Genomic DNA, 19438 nt, shown 5'->3' on the forward strand with positions numbered 1-19438 from the left:
CCCTTACTTTCCTAAAATGGGAAGTTAAGGAAACCTTGATTCATGATCCAATGTCCCCGCTGTGGAATACAAGTTACTGAACTTCATCCCGTAGATGCTGACCTCATCACGAAGTTGCAATCTATTGGTGAATCTAATTTACCTCCACAAGTCTGCGCGGGATGTATTTCCGATTTACGCCGCACAGTCGCTTCAAGCAGTGGTGGTGTTCTTATGGCGCAAGAGCGCGCCAAAGAACAACATCGTCTGCAGCTTTGGAAAAGTCGCGTGATGCTAATCAAAAAAGCGCGCCTGTGCATGACTCAAAAGCTTTATTCCGAAGCCGCGATGTCGTATGAAAAGTACTTAAAAATTCTCGACATCGTTTTCGATATTAAAAAAGGCGAACGTCTTAAGCCAGAAGCTTTCAAGGACAGTGCTCGTACGACAGAATTGACCGTAGTGGCCTCTGTGTACTGGGACTTGATGCGTATTTATGATACTCACGAAAAATACGCGGATCGCATGATGAATGCCGCAAAACAACTGGCGATGTTTATTCAATTCACGCCTATTTATCCGGACATTATTCGTAAGGCAGAGTCTTTTCAAAAAACCGCACGCAACCCGCATATCGTGAAACAGTTTTTGAAGATGTCCGACAAAGAACGTCCTCGCTGTTTCATCGCGACGGCCGCCTTCGAAAACCCTCAGGCACCCGAGGTGATGAGCTTACGCGCTTTCCGTGACTTCACTCTTCGTCGGTCAGCATGGGGGCGTAAATTTATTGCCATTTACTATAAGTTTTCGCCTCACATTGCTTGCTTACTCGATAAGCAACCACGCATGAAACCCGCAGTCAGAGCACTTCTCCGTCTTTTGATTAAATGCGTTAGCTAAGTTTCTCACGCTTTGATGCTTGCAAAGCAGCTACGTTTTAAGGGAATGTATTTGCATGGCTCATATCTACGACTATGCAATTATTGGTAGCGGTTTAACTGGTCTCAGTATCGCAGCGGCTCTTAGCCGTGAAACTAAAAACATCGCCCTTATCGAAGGCGCCGATGTTCCGTTCGGAGTGAACAAGAAAGTCAACTTTCCTACAGGCCCTATGAACAACGGCCTTCGTTTTGTTCCTGATTCTGTGCTTTCCGAAAAAGCTTTGCGCTTTTTAGAAAATCTTCTGAATACAAAAGTTGTCGACACAGTTTCTGAAGAAGCTCCTATCACCTATGAATCTGGTGGCTTCAAAACTTTCTTGGGTTTTGGTGACACTCCACCAGCGTTCTATGAAGAACTTGCTTACTTCACTTCTAGCAAGCGCTTGGATTTGGCGATGGAGCCCTACGAGTGGACCCAAGCTTTGTTTGAAAAATTCCAAGGCGAGTTCATGCAGCGCTCTTACGTGACTAAGTTTCACCAAGAAGGTGAGAAAGTAACTCACGTAACTATCAATGGTTCTAAAACATTGCATGCTCACAACTTTATTTTTGCGGGCACTGTGAAGGATTTAGCGATTCTTCTTCCTGATGACGCTATTTCTATCCGCGCACGTTCAAAGCTTTCTAAAAATACTTACTGGACGGCTTTGTGCTTAGATATCTGCCACGCGAAACCGGTGACAGACTCGACAGCTATGCACATCTTGAATGGAACGACTCAAGACGAAATCGGTCCTTGTGCGGGGCGCTTCCTTCCGGCAGTGGAAACTGAAAATGGTCCTCTTCAAACTTCTCAATGGATGACTTTCATTGAGCAAGAAGTGACTGAAGATTCAGAGGTCGTTGGCATGGCTTTGAAAAAAATCAAACGCCAAATCAAACGCGCTTACCCTGAAGCTTTGGACAACTTGAAACTGGAAAGAATTTTTGTTGCTCCAATCATCGCTGGCAACGGCGATATTAAATTGAGCGCGAATATGACAATTCCAGAACTTGAAAATCTTTGGATTGCTTCATCAACTGTGAATGAACAAAAGAACCTTGTAGGCTCTTTGCTACAAGCTGAAATGATCATTGCGTCTTTAGGATTTAAAGTCGAAGCTTCAGAAGAAGCTCCAGGGGCGGAAGCTACAATCTAAAAATAAAAGGGTGCGCCAAGCACCCTTTTTCTTTCTCTGTCTTCTTCTAAATTGCCAATAATTTTCGCTGCCACGCTAGCAGCACCAGTTCCTCGGATATTTTCTTGCACTTTTACTTAAAAATTAAATCTCTTCTAATGGAAGTGAAAAAGAGAACGTAGTTCCTTCACCGAAGTTGCTAGTGACAGAGATCTGTCCACCCATAATCTCTACCAAGTTCTTTGAGATCATTAGGCCTAAGCCTGTGCCGCCATATTGGCGCGCGATGGAAGGATCTTCCTGATAAAAACTGCGGAAAAGTTTTTTAATATTTTCGCGCTTAATGCCACGACCCGTATCAATGATGTGCCACGAATAAGTGTTCGCAATAGAATCTTTTTTCACTTCAATGCGCACTTTGCCTTTTTCTGTAAACTTCACTGCATTTCCGACCAGATTCATCAACACTTGGCGCAGACGATGCGAATCGCCTTTAGCTCGTGCCGGAATACCCTCATCCATGTGCAGCTCTAGCGAAAGACCTTTTTCCTGACATTTGATCGAAAACATTTTTTGAATGTCATTGTGAAGCTCTTTAATATCAAACGGATGACTGTCCACCTGAAGAAGTCCATTTTCGATCTTTGAAACATCCAAAATGTCATTCACAAGATGCAGTAGAGAATCAGAACAACGATGAATGGTGTTCACGTACTCTTGCTGTTCTTCATCGAGTTTTGTATCACGAAGGATATCTGAAAATCCCATGATACTATTTAGAGGCGTACGAATTTCATGACTGACATTGCTTAAGAAGCTGGATTTCACCGAAGCCAGGCGCAAAGCCTCTTCCCGCGCATGCATCATTTGTACTTTAGAGCTAGCCACTTCCCGCAGCTCGACACGGTGGCGTTGAATTCCTAAAATAAGTACGAAGTTTTCAAAGATAACCCAAGCGGTGTGTTCAACCCATCGCCACTCAACATCCGCATTAACTCCATAAATGGACATCGGAATGAAAAAACCGCGCAGAAGGTGGTCAATAATAACGATCGAGGCCCCCACCCATAGAACGGAAATATCCATATAAAATGCCAACGCTGCTAACGAGACGAAGATATGGAAATGCGATTCGATTCTGCCACCGGTAAGATAGATGATCAGGGTCGAAAACAGCATCTGCCCAAGAGCCACCAGACAGCGAGTGACTTTTTCGCCCGGGAACATCCATGCCGCATAAATGGGAGGAATCGCAAAAAGGGCCCCAAAAATAAGGCCGATCAAGGCGTTTTCTTTGGAGCCGCTCATCTGCCCCAACCAAGTCGATGGAGTAACAAAAGCCCCCAGCAACACGCAGCCAACCCATTGAAATAACATAAGATATGCAAAACCGCGATCTACCCGAACGCAGATGTCATTGGCCTGATTTTTAAAGATCTTCTCCACCTCATGATGGAGTCTTGGGTCGTCCTGTACTGTCATTCCCTCTCGCTTACGTTCATAAATATTGGGATTGGTTAGACTATTTATCGGAGTCAATCCGTCGCGTCTAAACATTTCTCAATACGCGAGGTTTCTAATGTAATCCTGATGTATCAAAGGGGGAGTCCACGAAAGACTACTTGCGTGCTATGCCACCCTGTGATATCCCCAAACTCCAAACAATAAGCACTCGTAGGCACTAACTGGTCCCCCAAGTACTGAAAAAGGGGGTCTTCCGGCGAATCAAAAAAAGCTGGCTCTACCTGCGGGGACGATTAACCAGAAAGGAAGTACTACCATGGCACAAGTGACCATGAAAGAAATGTTAGACGCTGGCGTCCACTTCGGACATCAAACTCAGCGTTGGAACCCAAAAATGAAACCTTATGTTTACACAGCTCGCGGAGGCATTCATATCATTGACCTTCAAAAGACTGTTGTACGCGCTAACAAAGCTGCTGATTTCGTAAAAGAAGTTGCTGCTAACGGTGGTCGTTTGATCTTCGTTGGAACGAAAAAGCAAGCTATTGAGCCTATCCAAGAAGCGGCTCAAAAATGCGGTCAGTACTACGTAACTAAGCGTTGGTTGGGTGGTATGATGACGAATTTCGAAACGATCAAATCTTCTATCGATCGTCTTCGCAAAATCGACACAATGAAAGAAAAAGGCGAATTCAACTACTTGACTAAGAAAGAGCGCGCGAAGCTTGAAAAAGAATACCTTCGTTTGACTGAGTTCTTGTCTGGTATCCGTGAAATGAAGGAAATGCCATCTGCTATGTTCGTAGTAGACCTTCCCAAAGAACACATTGCTGTTGCTGAAGCTAAACGCTTGGGCATCCCAGTTGTTGCTATCGCTGATACAAACTCTGATCCAGAGTCTGTTGAATACGCGATCCCAGGTAACGACGATGCGATCCGTTCTATCAAATTGTTCGCAAACCTAGTTGCTGAAGCTTACCTTGAAGGTGCTAAAACTTGGGAACAAAAACTTCGCACAATGACAGACAAACAATCTGACGTTGCTAAAGAAGCTTCTGAAGGTAAAGAAGAAGCTCCTAAGCGTCGTGGCGCAGGCCCTCGTGGTGGCGCGAAAGATGCTCCTAAGAAATCAGCAGGTCCTGCAGTTGTTAAAGCAACTAAAGGTCGTAAACTTGTTGCTGCTGGTACAGCAGAAGAAGTTGAAATCCAAGCTGAGCTTGAGAACAAAGAAGACGATTCAGCGGAGTAATTCCTCTGTAATTGAAATGAAAAAGGTGGCCTAGCCACCTTTTTCATAAGTAGCCGCCCTCGCTTTTCCGCAACGGCGGTTTCTTCGTGTCTGATCGAATTCGTTTTTAAAATCTATTGTAAGGAGACTTCCTAATGTCTATTTCCGCTACTCTTGTTAAAGAGCTAAGAGAAAAAACAAACGCAGGTATGATGGATTGCAAAAAGGCGCTTGAGGCGACTTCTGGCGATTTCAATGCTGCTGTTGAATGGTTGCGCGTAAAAGGTCTTGGCGCTGCTGCAAAGAAAGCTGACCGTATTGCTGCTGAAGGTACAGTATTCGCGCAAGTTGTTGGTAACACGGGCGTGGTTGTTGAAATCAACTCTGAAACTGACTTCGTTGCACGTAACGATGGCTTCAAAGCTCTAGTTGCTGACGTTGCTGAACACTTGGTTAAAACGACGGCTACTGGCGACGTTTTGGAACAAGCATTCACTAAAGATCCTTCTAAAAAAATGGCAGACCTTTTCACTGAAGCTACTGCTACTATCGGTGAAAAAATCGTTCTTCGCCGTTCAGAGAAGTACACTGCTTCTGCTAACACTTTGGTTCACACTTATATCCACGGTGAAGGTAAAATCGGCGTATTGATCGAAGTTGCTGCTTCTAAACCAGAAGCTGTAGCGAACCCAGCTTTGAAAACTTTCGCTCAAGACGTTTCATTGCACATTGCTGCTATGAACCCAATGGCTATTTCTTCAGATCAAATCCCTGCGGATGTTGTTTCTAAAGAAAAAGAAATTTTGACTGCTAAAAACCTTGAATCAGGAAAAAAACCAGAAATGATCGAGAAGATCGTTGAAGGTCAAATCCGTAAATTCTTGGCTGAAAACTGCTTGATGGACCAAGCTTTCGTTAAAAATCCGGACATGAAAGTGTCTGATTTGGCGAAAACTGTTGGTAAAGAGATCGGCGCTGACGTTACAATCAAACGTTTCGTACGTTATGAATTGGGTGCTGGTATCGAGAAGAAGTCTAATGACTTCGCAGCTGAAGTTGCAGCTCAAATGAAAGGACACTAATTTGAAAGAGCCTGTCTATAAACGCATTTTGCTAAAGTTAAGTGGTGAAGCTCTTGCGGGCAAGCAAGGGACTGGTATCAATACAGCGACGATTAAACAAATCGCGCAAGACGTAGCAGAGGCTTATAAAGCAGGCGTTCAAATGGGTATCGTCATCGGTGGCGGTAACATCTATCGTGGTGTTGCCGCTTCTGCTGAAGGCATGGATCGCGCAAGTGCTGACTACATGGGTATGCTTGCGACTTGTATCAATGCTTTGGCCCTTCAAGACGCTCTTGAAAAAGAAGGCGTCCCTACTCGCGTACAAACGGCTATTGAAATGGCTGAAATCGCAGAACCTTATATCCGTCGCAGAGCCATCCGCCATTTAGAAAAAGATCGTATTGTGATTTTCGGTGCAGGAACAGGAAATCCATTCTTCACGACAGACACGGCCGCTTCTCTTCGCGCCATGGAGATCAATGCACAGGTCATCATGAAAGCGACAAAGGTCGACGGAATCTACGATAAAGATCCTGCAAAACATACGGATGCAAAAAAATTCGATAAGATCAGCTACATTGACGTTCTAAACCGCGGCTTGCAGGTGATGGACTCTACAGCGATCAGCATGTGTATGGACAACAAACTTCCAATCATCACTTTCGACCTTACTCAGCCAGGAAACATCCTTAAAGCTGTTCAGGGCGAAAATATCGGCACATTGGTTCACTAGAACCACGATAGAGCAAAAAAGGAGACAACATGTCAGTCGCAGATGTAAAAAAGAATGCTCAAGCAAAAATGGAAAAGACTTTGGCGGCTTTAGGCGAAGAGCTTAAAAAAATCCGTACGGGTCGTGCTCAAGTATCTATGCTTGATAATATCCGCGTAAACTACTACGGCACTCCATCTCCTCTTTCTCAAGTGGCATCTATCTCTACTCCGGATGCAAAGTCATTCCTGATCGCTCCTTGGGAAGTTTCAATTCTTAAAGATATCGAACAAGCTATCATCAAGTCTGAATTGGGCATGGCCCCAATGAACGACGGTAAAGTGATCCGCTTGAAAGTTCCAGATTTGACTGAAGAACGTCGTAAAGACCTCGCAAAACAAGTTAAGAAAATCGCTGAAGAAGCACGCGTGGCTGTTCGTATGGCTCGTCGTGATGCCAATGACGAAGTTAAAAAACTTCAGAAAGATAAAGCTATCAGCGAAGACGAAGGCAAAAAAGCCGAAGCAGACGTTCAAAAAGTGACTGACGATTTCATCAAAAAAGTAGACCAAGTTGCTGATGAAAAAGAAAAGTCCATTTTGACTATCTAATTAAGCTTTGAATTGGTTGCGATGACTCTACCGAAGCACATAGCTATTATTATGGATGGCAACGGTCGTTGGGCTCAGCTCAAACGTCGTCCTCGCACGTTCGGACATATCAAAGGAACTCGTGTCGCGAAAAAAATCATCACCGATTGTTCGCGACGCGGAATCAAGAACCTCACGTTGTATGCATTCAGCACGGAAAACTGGTTTCGCCCTCAGGCCGAAGTCAGTTTGCTGATGCAAATTCTTCGTCGTTATCTTAAGCGCGAAACTGAAAACCTGGTTAAAGAAAACATTCGCTTCTCTGTCATCGGTGACATGTCCCGCATTCCGGCAGATGTTGCGGAAGCTATTGGTAAATCCATCGAAGCTACAGCTCAATGCACAGGTCTTAACCTGGTCTTTGCTTTGAGCTATGGTTCTCGACAAGAGATCACAGAAGCCGTTCGCGATATTGCTGCACGTGTGGCGGCCGGTGAAATCAACCCTGAAGACATTGATGAGTCGGTTATCAATTCAGCGTTAAGCACGTATCCTACTCCGGATCCGGATTTGATCATTCGCACAAGTGGCGAACAAAGACTGTCAAATTTCTTGTTGTGGCAAGCGGCCTATTCAGAGTTTTATTTTACTGATGTGTTATGGCCCAACTTCACTGAGTCCCATTTAGAGGAAGCGTTGAACGCTTTTTCGATGAGACAACGCCGCTTTGGCAAGGTTACAGCGAATGACAACGTGGAAAAGCTTTCAAACTAGAGCTGTCTCGGCTGCAGTGGCCCTCGCACTGATTATCGGCCTTTATATTACTTTAAATGTTCAAGGACTGAAAATCGCGATCGCGTTCGTGGTTGCTGTGGGCACTTGGGAATTGATCACGATTCTTTTTAAGAACGAAAAATCAATTCTATTAAAAGGCCTTTTTTATTTTCTGACGCTTGCGATTTTCGGTGCGACTTTAACTTCTTTAAGCACCGGTGGAATTATTTATTCAATTGCATTGATCCTTATGATTATTGCCGTTCTTTTGTCAGCGCACAAAGAAGGTAATCTGAGTTACATGGCCGATGCTCAAGCCAAAGCCGCTTTGGGATTCTTCTACATGGGACTTTTGCCAGCGTTCGCGTTCCGTATTTTAGATCAGGCGCACGGCATTTCTTGGTTTGTTTATTTGTTAGCGGTTGTTTTTGCTGGCGACACAATGGCTTACGTTTTTGGTGTCTTGATCGGAAAACATAAAGTCATGCCGTCGGTTTCACCGAAAAAAACCTGGCAAGGTTCTGTGGGTGGCATCATCGGCTCGATGATTGCGGGATATATTTGCTGGCAATTTCTCTTTTCAGAACAGCCCTTGGGTCTCTTTTTGATACTTGCAGGTCTTTCTGGATTCGTGGGACAGTTTGGGGATTTCTTTGAATCTCTCTTAAAACGAGTCGCTGATGTTAAGGACTCCGGGAAAATTATGCCGGGTCACGGCGGTGTCCTCGATCGTATTGATGGCGTCCTATTCGCAAGTCCTGTTGTTCTTGCGGGAATTTTGATTTTGTCTCATCTTTTGTCGTAATCGGAAGGTCGAGCCCCCGAGCATTAACATTTTTATTTCCTAGCTCGCGACTCATCGAAACTCTAGAATATTCGAATGAATATCTTTTCTTATCTTCAATCAGGTTTATCAGCAATCATCCCCTTTGTTATTTTGCTCGGAATTTTGATTTTCGTGCATGAGCTTGGACACTTCCTTGTCGCTCGTTGGTGTGGCGTTCGTGTTGAAGTTTTCAGTTTGGGATTTGGCAAAAAGCTTTTGAAATATAAAAAAGGCGACACGACTTATGCGCTTTCACTGATCCCATTAGGCGGTTACGTGAAAATGTTTGGCGAGCAGCCGGGCGATAATATTTCTGAGGAAGATAAGAAACATTCGTTCACGCACAAAAATGTGTGGCAAAGAATCGCGGTCGTTATCGCGGGTCCTTTGATGAACTTCTTCTTTGCGGTATTGATTTTCTTTGCAGTCGCTTTGATTGGTGAAGACGCTAAGACGCCGGTTGTTGGTGACGTAGCTCAGAATACTCCTGCCTATGCGGCAGGTTTCCGTTCTGGTGATAAAATCGTGTCTATCAATGAAGCTCAAGTGAACACTTGGGAAGATTTGCAACGTGCTTTGAGCTTAAAAGAAAACCACAATCTTCATATCGACGTTGTCGTTCAACGCGAAGGTTCTGGCGAGACAGCTAAAATTGCAACAGACGCAAAAGCAGAACCAAATCCAAATGTTCTAAGTTCCTATGAATATGTCGCAAATGTTGATGGTTTAAGTCCTTACTCTGCGGGAACAACTATTGGGGTGCTTCAAGGTTCTCCACTAGCTGCTTTAGGAGTTCAAACCGGCGATTCAATCACCGCCATCAATGGCCAAAAAGTCGCTTACTGGCGTCAGCTTGAAGACACTTTGGCGAAACAGAATTCCAAGGAAGCGTTGACGTTAGAAGTTCTTGGAATGCGCGAAGGCGATAAGGAAGCAAAGCCAATCACGGTGACTTTGGCTCCGACGGAATCTATTAAAACTTATTCAATGGCAAGCCTGGGGTTTGAAAGCTCTGAACTTTATTTGAGCAAAGTGATGGACAATTCTCCGGCGAAAGCAGCAGGTCTTCATGCGATGGACCGTTTGGTCTCTATCAATAATGTGACGCTGAAAAAGTGGGAAGATGTCATCAACAACATCAAATCTTTTGATGGCAAAAACCCGGTAGCGTTGACAGTTTTGCGTGATGGTCAGAATTTAAATTTAAACATCACTCCTAAGATGACGACTCAAATGCTGCCAACAGGCACTGAAGAAAAGCGTTATACGATCGGTATTGCGCCGATAGCGAATATCGCAGCTCCCGAGTTGATGGTGGTTCGTTCCGAAAATCTGGGACAAGCCTTCGTGCGTGGCGTGGAAAAAACTTGGGACGTGTCAGTAATGACCGTGATGAGTTTCGTTCGTTTGTTCCAAGCGAAGATTTCTCCTAAAAATATCGGTGGTGTGATTTCTATCGGTCAGGCCGCTAGCGAAACGTTCAAGATTGGTTTGACTCAGTTCTTGCAAATGATGGCGATTATTTCCGTCAATCTTTTCATCCTGAACTTGTTGCCAATTCCAGTTTTGGATGGTGGACACTTGGTGTTCTATGCCATCGAAGTTGTGAAAGGTGCGCCGCTGAGCATGCGTAAGATGGAGCTTGCTCAACAAGTGGGTCTTGCGTTACTGATGAGCCTCATGATTTTTGCTCTATTTAACGACTTCACTCGTATTCTCGGTCTATGAAAGTATTAGCTATGGAAACCAGCACTCTGCTTGGCGGAGTTGCTGTTGTCATCGATGGACAAGTGGTTGCAGAGGAATCTTCCTTGCGCCAGAAAACCCATAGCGAAAACATCAGTCCTTTTGTTGATCATTGTTTAAAAAAAGCCCACTTAAAACTTGAAGATATCGACGTCTTTGCGGTGGGCCGGGGGCCTGGCAGCTTCACCGGAATTCGGGTCGCCGCCAATGCCGGAAAAACTTTTGCCTATAGCTTTAATAAACCCATGGTCACTATCGACACCTTGATGCTGTTAGCGGCTCAGGTGAAAGACAAAAGTAAACCGGCTCTTTCCATTATCAACGCTTATAAGAACATGGTGTACATGGGTCTTTTCGATATCACGGGTGCTGAGCCGATTTATATCAAAGGTCCAGACGCAGTTCCCGTCCGTGAACTTAAAAACCACATCCACTCAGATTGTTTGGTTGTTGGTGACGGTTGGGAAGCCTATAGCGAATACTTCCCTGAAGAATTAATGAAAAAGTTTTCTCGCGATCCGCAACTTCCCGATCACGCTTTGGCGTCAACACTCGGGCTGATGGCGGAACGCCGGGCTTTATCGGGCCGAACCTTGGACTGGAAATCTTTTGTTCCCCTTTATATCCGTGCCTCCGAAGCCGAAGAGACAAAAAAAGGAATTTTAATCTCGCCGCTTAAGTAGAGGATGCATCATGGAAAGAGATCTTCATAAGGCCTATTTGGAATCGTTGGAGTTTCAAAAAACTTCGAGTGAAAACACAGACACCAAATTATGGGTTGTTGCTTCTGGTAAAGGTGGCGTAGGTAAAACCTTTGTTTCTTCCAGTTTGGGAATCACTCTTTCAAAACTAGGTCACTCGGTTGTCATCGTAGATCTTGATCTGAGTGGCGCCAATATTCACACCTCTTTAGGACTTCCACCTTCACACATGAATGTTCGCCACTTTTTTGAGGGAGTTAAAACTCTTCAAGAGCTAGTGATCCCAACGCCATTCCCACATCTTTCTTATGTTCAAGGTTTTTGGGATTCTTGGACTCCGACTGATTTTTCTTACACTCAAGTTCAAAGTCTTTTGCCAGAGCTTAAGAAGCTACGTGCTGACTATGTGATCGTTGACATGGGTGCCGGCGCTTTAGAAGCGCACCTAGAACTTTTCAAAGCTGCTGACGAAAAATTTCTGATTACGACTCCTGAACCGACAAGCATCGAAAAGACATATCGCTTTATCGAAGCTTTCGTTTGCCATTCTTTGCGCCAGAATTCGACTCCGGATGCTTACGGCAATATGATTTCAACTTTAAGAAATCACCGCCAAAGAACTTTGGAAAAACCTTTTTCGTTTAGATCTTACTTGAAAGAGCAAACGGGATTTCAGTATGACTTCTTTGAAGCTCTTTCATCGACCCCAGTTCGCTTGATTGTGAACTCCGCTCGCAGCCAATCCAACGCCGATTTAGGTCATTCGATTAAGAGTGTCTGCAATAAATACTACGACTTAGGTATTGATTTTACGGGTGCGATCGATTTCGACAACGCTGTGTGGCAGTCGATTCGTTCACGTGAACATGTCTTGGTAGCTCAGCCTTTCACTGCTTTAGCGGGACAATTTTTAACGACCTGCAAACAACTTATTGATCCCGAGGAGCTTCGCGCCGTAGTATAATAGCTACGATGCAAGCGACGTCACGGTACAACTACTACGAGATTCTTGAACTGACAGCAAATGCACCTCAACACGAGGTGAGTGCTGCCTATGAACGCGCGCGCACAACGTATTCCGGCGAAAATCCTGCGATCTACACCATCTTTTCTGAACAAGAAGCTCGCGAGCTTTTGGTTCTGATCGAGGAAGCCTACCAAGTTCTTGGAAATAAGATTCTTAGAAATATCTATGATCAACGCTTGCTTAGCGGTCGCGCTTCATTGAACGATCTGACTTACGCTTCTATCATTGAGGCGAGTAAACAAGTCTTCCCAGAGCAAAAAGTTGAAAAGCCTATTCCGACTTTCAAAAAAGACGACGCTTTTGAAAAAGAGATCGCTGCAAAAGAAAACTGGGACGGAGCTTTCTTACAAAAAGTTCGTGAGTACAAACAGATCTCTGTACAACGCATGAGCGAGATCACAAAGATCAATTCTTACTACGTTACCGCTGTAGAAAGTATGGATCCATCGGGTCTTCCAGCCGTCGTGTTCGTTCGTGGTTACGTAGTTCAAATCGCTAAAGCCTTGGGTTTGGACGATAAAAAAGTCGCCGACTCGTACATGAAGAACTTCAAGAACGGTCTTGGAAAGTAAATCCACTTTGCAAAAAATCAATGTCACCGCGACTTCGGACATGCATGGGCTGCGCCTGGATAAGGCATTGGCGCTTATCGAGGATGTCGGCACACGTTCACGGGCATCGCACTTGATTGATGCTTCAGCCGTCTTGCTTAATGGAAAGATCGCCAAAGCTTCCGTTTCCGTAAAAGAAGGCGATCAGATTGAAATCACTTTGCCCGAGCCCGTCCCTACTGAGCTTCAGCCTTATGATCTTAAATTAGATATCCTTTTTGAAGACGATGATCTCATCGTCATCAACAAGCCCGCTGGCCTTGTGGTGCATCCAGCGGCGGGGCATGCACATGATACTTTGGTGAATGCATTAATTGCTCATACTGAAGATTTATCTATGAAGTTTGGCGAAGAACGCCCGGGGATCGTACATCGCCTTGATAAAGAAACCAGCGGGGTGATCGTTATCGCGAAAAACGATAAAGCGCACGAGTCTTTGACTGCTCAATTCAAAGAACGCAGCACCCATCGCATTTACTATGCAGTCGCAATCGGAACAGCGAGAACTTTGTCATCCGGAACAATCAAGAGCTTCTTAGCCCGTCATCCAACAGATCGAAAACGATATGCATCGGTATTGGATGATGAAAGAAGACCTTACGTAGATAAAGACGACCCTCCTTCGCTCGGAAAGTGGGCCGTCACGCATTACGAAGTTTTAAATCGCAAAAGTGGCCTCAGTTATCTAAAACTAAAACTAGAAACTGGAAGAACACACCAAATCCGCGTGCATCTTTCAGAAAATGGCCTACCGATTGCGGGTGATGTGCTTTACGGTGCGGATAAAAAAACGAAGAACATCGAAGCCCGAGAGACTCAAGAGTCGATCCGTGGATTGAATAGATTTTTGCTGCACGCTGCAGAGTTGGGATTCACTCATCCCCGCACGCAGGAAAGAATGTTCTTTCAGCAAGACTGGCCGGAAGACATTTTAACTTTAATAAAAAAATGGGGACTGAGATGAATCTAGAACAAACCGAACTTGGATATGAAATGCGCACCCCGCATTTCACGGTTTTTCTAGGTGGCATTAACGCCCAACTCACACAACTTAAAGCCGCTTACCCTGATTATTCATTCATGCGCGTAAAACAAATCCACAGCGACGCTGTTGTGGAAAGCAAAGATGCCCATCTTGACTATCAGACGATCGCGGATGCTCACTTCACTCGCGAAAAAAACTTGGCACTTTGTGTGATTACGGCCGATTGTGTTCCTGCCTTGATCTATGATCCAACGACGAATTTGATCGCAGGTATACATGCGGGCTGGCGCGGAGTTGCTTCGCGTATCATTCCTAAAACAATTGAAAAACTAGTCGCCGCTGGAGCAAGACCTCAGAATCTTCATGTTGTGGTCGGACCCCATATTCAGAAATCCAGCTTTGAAGTCGGTATAGATGTGCGCGATCAGATCCTCACCAGCTTGGGTCCTTTAAGTACTGAAGAACGAGCTCTGTATTTCGAGACTCTTCCCGATAACAAAGCACTTGTAGATTTAAATCAGGTCGTTCGAACACAGCTTCAGCAAGAGGGTGTCGCCGCCGACAACGTATTCCTTTTACACATTGATACGGTGACGGACTCTAGATTTCACTCGTATCGTCGCGATAAAGATAAGTCCGGAAGACAAATCAGTTTCATTTGCCGTACATCATGAAAATCCTGCCGCAAGATTTTTATATGGAAGACACCTCGACGGTAGCCAAAGCTCTGTTAGGAAAAATCTTGCATGTGAAAAAAGGCAAAGAAGAATTTAAAGCACGCATAGTGGAAGTCGAAGCTTACTTAGGAATTAAAGATCCAGCCTGTCACACCTTTGGAGATCGAAGAACTCCCCGTACAAAATCAATGTATCTGGATGGAGGACATAGCTACGTTTACATGATCTATGGAATGTACTATTGCCTCAACTTTGTGACTCGCACCGAAGAGTTTCCCGAAGCGGTTTTGATTCGCGGCGTTCAGCCATTGAATGCCGACACACATGTTAAAAAGAAAGATATTAAAACAAATGGCCCAGGAAAACTCTGTAAGCATTATCAAATTAATAAAGAACACGACGGATTAAAGCTCTGGAAAAACACGTCTCCCCTTTTTGTTAGTGAAGACGATCATGTCGTTAAACCAAAGCAAATCATTGCTCGCCCCCGAATCGGCGTCGACTATGCAGGAGAAGCAGCGCAGTGGCCTCTTCGCTTTTATCTTAAAGATAATCTTTTTATTTCACGTCCCTAAATTCAGAACGACACTCGTCGCCTGCTTGTTTTCTCAATTCGAAGCAAATAGCAGGACCAATGTTTGAAAGCGTAGTGATAAGTGCGAGCCGAAAACAAAGTTTTCTTTGGTCCTCATTTTAGAACAGTGCTAACATTGTAAGCATGAAGGTCTTACCGCAAGTTCAGGATGGGGAACGTTTCAATACTTTTTCGCACGCTCTAGGTGCTTTTCTTGCGCTTCTTGGTTCTGTTCTTTTAATCGGACTTGCGGCTTCAAAACAAGATACGTGGCGACTGTTTTCTTTTTCTGTGTATGCCTTTACAACCGTAGGTCTTTACTGCATTTCCACGATGTATCACGGATCCCAAGGACAAAAGAAAAACTTCTATCGCAAGCTTGATTACATCGGCATTTACCTGAAGATCGCTGGCAACTACACTCCCTACGCCATTTTAGCACTGCGTGGAAACACCGGCTGGATTGTTCTAGGTGTCGTGTGGGCATTAGCCGTGCTCGGAATTATGTGGGAACTCGTTGCAACATCGAAGAATCGCAATTTTTCTTTCGCACTCTATGGGATCATGAGTGTCACCGTTTTACCTGCATTAAAACAATTGATGGACGCAATTCCTCCAATGGGTTTTGCGATGATCATGGCGGGTTTTATTTCTTATGCTATCGGAGTTTATTTCTTTTTCAACGACACCAAAATCAAGCACGGTCACGGCATGTGGCATCTGTGTGTGATGGCTGGAACGGCCTTTCAATATCTCTGCGTATTAATCTATCTGACCTAGCCCTTTTGTCTTTAATAAGTGACAGTTCCTTCGTATTCCATACAATTTAATCATACAACTGAATTCAGGTACATGTCTGGAAGGGTACGACGATGCAACTGAGATATTTCTTCGCTGTTTCCATTATTGGTTCTTTGCTGCTTTTAAATCTTTCCTGTGCAGAAAAAAGTCAGGCTCCAGAATCGATGAATTTGAAGCTTCTAAGAATGCAAGCAGAAGCAAACTATCAGACTGATATCGTGCAAAACCCTGCTTCAGTGAAGAACGTTCAAAGAGTTGCCTTGGTTTCAGGTATTGATCAATCTGCTGATCAAAGTTTTTGGAACTCCATTGCGTCTCACAAACCCGATTTGGTCATCGCAACAGGAAACACCGTTCATTCTACGAAAGCTTTCGAAAAACCTTTGCTTTCCCAATACAAAAAATTAGATGAAAGCGAAGATTACCGCAAAATCCGTCAAAGCATTCCATTCATTGCAACGTGGGATGAGCTTGATTTCGGACTACGGCATGGAGACTCTTCTTTTCAAAGTAAGAACGAAAGCCGTGATGCTTTTCTTAAGTACTGGAATTACATTCCGAAGCTTCAACCAAAATCTGCAAAAGGTGTAGAACACTCTATCATCTTAGGCCCTGCTGGAAAACGTGTGCAAATCATCGTGCTCGACACTCGTTACTATGCAACACCTTGGACCGAAAACGGTTCTGATGGAAAGTTCAAAAAGAATTGGTCTAAATCCGCAAGTTTGTTGGGTGCGCAACAATGGAGTTGGTTAGCGAACGAGCTTAGAAAAGATTCCGACTTCAAAGTGATTGTTTCATCCCTTCAACTTGCCGCAAACACCGATGAAGGAGAGCGCTGGGGACTTTATCCTCACGATCGCCAAAAACTTTTTGATACGATTCGCAATGCCGGAGCCAAAAAAGTCGTTGTCGTCAGCGGCAACCGCAACTTCGGTGCTTTAGGTAAAGTCGATATGGAAAACTACGGTCCTCTTTATGATTTAACTGTCGGGCCTTTCAATGAGTCAGTCATGAATGCAGAAAAAGATCGTCATTACATCGGTGAGCCCGTTGCTTCCGAAAATTTTGGAATGTTGGAATGGGATTGGAAACGTCAGACACTTTACCTAAAAATCTTCGACCGCAATAACAAGCTCGCTAAAGACCTTCGTATCAATATTTAACTAGAAAGAACCTGGTTCCTTTTCCCAACGATGGGAAGCAGGTACCTTTTAGGCAAAAAAAATCCCGCTGAAGAAGCGGGATTGAAGATTCGAAAGAAAAATGGTGGCTTGAGACGGAATTGAACCGCCGACACAAGGATTTTCAGTCCTCTGCTCTACCAACTGAGCTACCAAGCCACGGAAATCAAGAGACCAAATGTGTATCTTTTGGCCTCTTTGATGTCAACAACTAGGCTTTATCGAAGGCGTTTTTTAAGTCGTTTAGTAGATCGTTCAAGTCTTCCACCCCTACAGAGAGGCGAATCAACGAATCATCGATCCCTAAAGCCTTGCGGTTTTCCGCCGGAACGGAGGCATGCGTCATAATCGCTGGATGCTCGATAAGGCTTTCTACGCCTCCCAAGCTCTCTGCCAAAGAGAAAACATTCACATTTTCAAGGAATTTGCGGGCAGAATCCATGCCTCCCTTGATGTAGAAAGTTATCATTCCGCCAAAGCCGTGCATCTGCTCTTTAGCCAAAGCATGTTGAGGATGGCTCTCAAGACCTGGATAGATGACTTTGTCCACTTTTGGATGGCTTTCCAAAAACTTCGCGATCGCCATCGCATTTTCCTGGTGGGCCTTCATACGCAATGGCAAAGTTTTCAAACTTCTTAAGCACATGAACGAATCAAAAGGTCCTTGGATTGCGCCCATGCCGTTGCTTAAGAAAGCTAATTTTTCCGCCAGGTCATCACGAGAGGTCACCGCAATACCGCCAACCACGTCACTGTGGCCACCGATATACTTCGTTGCGGAGTGAACGACGATGTCAGCGCCCAACTCTAAAGGACGTTGGAAGTACGGGCTCATAAACGTGTTATCGACCGCAACGATGATACCTTTAGATTTCGCAATCGCAGAGATGCGTTTGATGTCGACAAGTTTCAAAGTCGGATTTGTCGGAGTCTCTAACCACACCATTTTCGTAGTGGCTTTGATCGCCTTTTCGAAATTTTCTACTTTCGTCAAATCCGTATAAGAAAAGTCGATGCCATCATGCTTAAGGACTTTGTCGAACAGACGGAAAGTACCGCCATACATATCATCCATAGCAATCACATGATCGCCGCCTTTAAGGATGTGCAGAATAGTTGTTGTCGCCGCACAACCTGAAGCAAAAGCAAATCCGTACTTACCGCTTTCAAGGCTTGCCATACAATTTTCATAAGCGCGACGAGTGGGGTTGTGAGTACGAGAATACTCCCATCCTTTATGTACGCCTGGAGATTCTTGTACATAAGTCGAGGTCAAATAAACAGGCGTCATGATGGCGCCAGTTGTTGGATCCGGTGATTGACCGGCATGAATAGCTCTAGTTGCAAAACCCAAATTCTCTGTTGTCTTCTTCATAGCGACACCTATTTTTTTAGATTCTTCAATGCCTCTTCAGCACTGATCACGCGATTAAATGCAGTTTTCACATCAGCTTCTTTAAGGAAACCGTTTTCAATCATCCATTTGTCGTTGAAGGCTTTGCTCAGATATTGGCGACCGCTATCCGGGAAGATCACGACGATGTTTGAAGGCTTTTCTAGCTTTTCAGAAGCTTTCAATGCGCCCACAAGAGCTGTTGCGCTGGATGGTCCAACCAACAAGCCTTCTTCCGACACCAAACGACGTGTCATATCAAAAGCTTCGGGGTCGCTGACACGAATAAAACCATCGTAAATATCCAAGTGAACGTTTCCTGGAAGCATATCTTCACCGATACCTTCCACTTTGTAAGAACCTGGAGGATCCACAATCTTTTTATGATAAAAAAGATCGTAAAGAATACTTCCGATCGGATCGGCGCAGATCACCTTTACGTCAGATTTCTTCTCTTTAAGAAATTTCGCGCAACCTGAAAGAGTCCCGCCGGTACCAGCTCCGCCTACCAGCATATCAATCTTTCCATCCATCTGTTCCCAGATTTCTGGACCCGTCGTTCTATAGTGACGAGTAGGATTGTCCGGATTAAAGAATTGATTCGCTAAAAATGCGCCCGGAGTCTGCTCCGCGATCTTTTTTGAGACAGAATAATGACTGAGTGGATCTTCCGGTTCCACCATCGGAGTGATAACGACTTGAGCTCCATAAGCACGCAATAAAGCACGCTTTTCTTCGCTCATCTTTTCAGGCATCACGAAAATACATTTATAACCTTTAACCGCGGCCGCCAAAGCCAAGCCTACGCCCGTGTTTCCGGAAGTTGCTTCGACAATAGTGCCACCAGGCTTTAAATCGCCGCGCTTTTCAGCCTCTTCGATCATGGCAACGGCCACGCGGTCCTTAATACTGCCACCCGGGTTAAAATATTCTACTTTAGCAAAGAATTTATGCTTTGAACCCTTTGTGACGTTGTGAAGAGCCACTATCGGCGTGTCGCCGACAGTATCCAAAATCGAATTATAGATTTGTGACATGATTTA

The 19438-nt window shown here is 44.6% G+C and carries 20 protein-coding genes and 1 tRNA gene; 17 read left to right on the forward strand and 4 right to left on the reverse strand.

Annotation, left to right across the window (positions count from 1 at the left end):
* Positions 1–42: 42 nt before the first annotated feature.
* Positions 43–879, forward strand: coding sequence for a CFI-box-CTERM domain-containing protein (locus AZI87_RS06415; protein ID WP_063205554.1), 837 nt, complete (start codon positions 43–45; stop codon positions 877–879).
* Positions 880–934: 55 nt separating this feature from the next.
* Positions 935–2059: an NAD(P)-binding protein gene (locus AZI87_RS06420; protein ID WP_063205555.1), complete on the forward strand. Its 1125-nt coding sequence runs from the start codon at positions 935–937 to the stop codon at positions 2057–2059.
* Between the two features lie 123 nt (positions 2060–2182).
* On the opposite strand, the gene AZI87_RS06425 is transcribed toward AZI87_RS06420, so the two are convergent.
* The gene (locus AZI87_RS06425) at positions 2183–3520 is read right to left on the reverse strand and encodes a sensor histidine kinase (protein ID WP_253696520.1); all 1338 of its coding nucleotides are present in this window, start codon (positions 3518–3520) and stop codon (positions 2183–2185) included.
* A 298-nt stretch (positions 3521–3818) separates the two neighbouring features.
* Here AZI87_RS06425 and rpsB point away from each other — a divergent pair, with 298 nt between their 5' ends.
* The 15 genes from rpsB to AZI87_RS06500 all read left to right on the forward strand — a co-directional run bounded on the left by rpsB (position 3819) and on the right by AZI87_RS06500 (position 16984).
* Complete coding sequence (gene rpsB / locus AZI87_RS06430; RefSeq protein ID WP_063205557.1) at positions 3819–4751, forward strand: 30S ribosomal protein S2; 933 nt, start codon at positions 3819–3821, stop codon at positions 4749–4751.
* 134 nt (positions 4752–4885) lie between these two features.
* Positions 4886–5812, forward strand: a complete 927-nt coding sequence (tsf, locus tag AZI87_RS06435) for a translation elongation factor Ts (RefSeq protein WP_063205559.1) — start codon at positions 4886–4888, stop codon at positions 5810–5812.
* A gap of 1 nt (position 5813) precedes the next feature.
* Complete coding sequence (pyrH, locus tag AZI87_RS06440) at positions 5814–6527, forward strand: UMP kinase (RefSeq protein ID WP_063205561.1); 714 nt, start codon at positions 5814–5816, stop codon at positions 6525–6527.
* A 29-nt stretch (positions 6528–6556) separates the two neighbouring features.
* Entirely contained in the window at positions 6557–7117 is a 561-nt protein-coding gene (gene frr / locus AZI87_RS06445) for a ribosome recycling factor (protein WP_063205563.1), read from the forward strand.
* Positions 7118–7138: 21 nt separating this feature from the next.
* On the forward strand, positions 7139–7870 hold the full coding sequence (locus AZI87_RS06450; protein ID WP_063205565.1) for an isoprenyl transferase: 732 nt from the start codon (positions 7139–7141) through the stop codon (positions 7868–7870).
* Positions 7842–8675, forward strand: coding sequence for a phosphatidate cytidylyltransferase (locus tag AZI87_RS06455; RefSeq protein WP_063205567.1), 834 nt, complete (start codon positions 7842–7844; stop codon positions 8673–8675). Before AZI87_RS06450 ends, AZI87_RS06455 begins: the two co-directional genes overlap by 29 nt.
* A 75-nt stretch (positions 8676–8750) precedes the next feature.
* A complete protein-coding gene (rseP, locus tag AZI87_RS06460) occupies positions 8751–10424 on the forward strand; it encodes an RIP metalloprotease RseP (RefSeq protein ID WP_063205569.1) in 1674 nt (557 codons plus the stop codon).
* Entirely contained in the window at positions 10421–11125 is a 705-nt protein-coding gene (gene tsaB / locus AZI87_RS06465) for a tRNA (adenosine(37)-N6)-threonylcarbamoyltransferase complex dimerization subunit type 1 TsaB (protein WP_063205571.1), read from the forward strand. The genes rseP and tsaB overlap by 4 nt, the downstream gene beginning before the upstream one ends.
* A gap of 10 nt (positions 11126–11135) precedes the next feature.
* Positions 11136–12107, forward strand: a complete 972-nt coding sequence (locus AZI87_RS06470; RefSeq protein ID WP_063205573.1) for a P-loop NTPase — start codon at positions 11136–11138, stop codon at positions 12105–12107.
* Positions 12108–12115: 8 nt separating this feature from the next.
* Positions 12116–12742, forward strand: a complete 627-nt coding sequence (locus AZI87_RS06475) for a helix-turn-helix domain-containing protein (RefSeq protein WP_063205575.1) — start codon at positions 12116–12118, stop codon at positions 12740–12742.
* Positions 12732–13745 (forward strand): RluA family pseudouridine synthase, encoded by a 1014-nt coding sequence (locus tag AZI87_RS06480; RefSeq protein ID WP_253696522.1) that lies wholly within the window; start codon positions 12732–12734, stop codon positions 13743–13745. The genes AZI87_RS06475 and AZI87_RS06480 overlap by 11 nt, the downstream gene beginning before the upstream one ends.
* Positions 13742–14440, forward strand: a complete 699-nt coding sequence (pgeF, locus tag AZI87_RS06485) for a peptidoglycan editing factor PgeF (protein ID WP_063205577.1) — start codon at positions 13742–13744, stop codon at positions 14438–14440. The genes AZI87_RS06480 and pgeF overlap by 4 nt, the downstream gene beginning before the upstream one ends.
* Positions 14437–15018 carry a DNA-3-methyladenine glycosylase gene (locus tag AZI87_RS06490; RefSeq protein ID WP_063205579.1) on the forward strand — a complete coding sequence of 194 codons (582 nt, stop codon included), beginning with the start codon at positions 14437–14439 and terminating at the stop codon, positions 15016–15018. The genes pgeF and AZI87_RS06490 overlap by 4 nt, the downstream gene beginning before the upstream one ends.
* Before the next feature lie 143 nt (positions 15019–15161).
* Positions 15162–15797, forward strand: a complete 636-nt coding sequence (gene trhA, locus AZI87_RS06495) for a PAQR family membrane homeostasis protein TrhA (RefSeq protein WP_063205581.1) — start codon at positions 15162–15164, stop codon at positions 15795–15797.
* Between the two features lie 92 nt (positions 15798–15889).
* Positions 15890–16984: an alkaline phosphatase D family protein gene (locus AZI87_RS06500; protein WP_063205582.1), complete on the forward strand. Its 1095-nt coding sequence runs from the start codon at positions 15890–15892 to the stop codon at positions 16982–16984.
* Between the two features lie 101 nt (positions 16985–17085).
* Here the strand turns inward: AZI87_RS06500 and AZI87_RS06505 are convergent.
* The 3 genes from AZI87_RS06505 to AZI87_RS06515 form a co-directional block, all read right to left on the reverse strand.
* A tRNA-Phe gene (locus tag AZI87_RS06505) sits at positions 17086–17161 on the reverse strand.
* A 52-nt stretch (positions 17162–17213) separates the two neighbouring features.
* Positions 17214–18377: a cystathionine gamma-synthase gene (locus tag AZI87_RS06510; protein WP_081112144.1), complete on the reverse strand. Its 1164-nt coding sequence runs from the start codon at positions 18375–18377 to the stop codon at positions 17214–17216.
* Between the two features lie 8 nt (positions 18378–18385).
* Positions 18386–19432: a PLP-dependent cysteine synthase family protein gene (locus AZI87_RS06515; RefSeq protein WP_063205584.1), complete on the reverse strand. Its 1047-nt coding sequence runs from the start codon at positions 19430–19432 to the stop codon at positions 18386–18388.
* Positions 19433–19438: the final 6 nt, after the last annotated feature.

The sequence above is a fragment of the Bdellovibrio bacteriovorus genome, assembly GCF_001592745.1.
GTDB classification, from domain to species: Bacteria; Bdellovibrionota; Bdellovibrionia; order Bdellovibrionales; family Bdellovibrionaceae; genus Bdellovibrio; species Bdellovibrio bacteriovorus_B.